General features: G+C 63.2%; 1 protein-coding gene. It reads right to left on the bottom strand.

The window, feature by feature from the left end; genetic code table 11:
• Nucleotides 1-503 (bottom strand): PGRS repeat-containing protein (locus LI94_RS24160; RefSeq protein ID WP_046302526.1); only part of this gene is annotated, 503 nt, incomplete at both ends.

Below are 503 nucleotides of genomic sequence, written 5' to 3'. Positions count from 1 at the left end.
CCCATCCACCAGCCACCAGCACCACCGGCACCACCATCGCCACCATCGATACCGGCACCACCAGCACCACCATCGCCGAACATGCCCGCCGAACCACCGACACCACCGACGCCATCCGCCGACGTACCCGCAGCACCACCATCACCGAACCACAGACCACCGGAACCACCAGCAGCCTCCGCCAGCGTCCCACCATCAATACCGTCGGCACCGTTACCGATCAGGATCTGACCGAAACCGAACAGGTTGATAAACGAGTTGACCTGCTCACCAAACGGACTCAGGATCCACGCCTGCCCCAAGTCATGCAACGGCGTGTAGAACAACGAACCGAACCAGTCATCAGCCGCCGCCGGACCCGGCAGATCAGCCACCGACGCATCAAACGACAGACCCAGGTTCGACAGCAGCGGCTCCCACGCCCCCTGGTCGAACAACGTCTCCCACGACGACGCCTGACTCAGATCACCGAACGCACCCGCCAGATCCGCACCGAGCAGATC

Origin of the sequence: Mycobacterium sp. UM_Kg27, assembly GCF_000972905.1 — a bacterium.
GTDB lineage: Bacteria > Actinomycetota > Actinomycetes > Mycobacteriales > Mycobacteriaceae > Mycobacterium.
The sequence above is the reverse complement of the archived record's forward strand: the minus strand, read 5'-3'. Positions and strand labels throughout refer to the sequence as shown.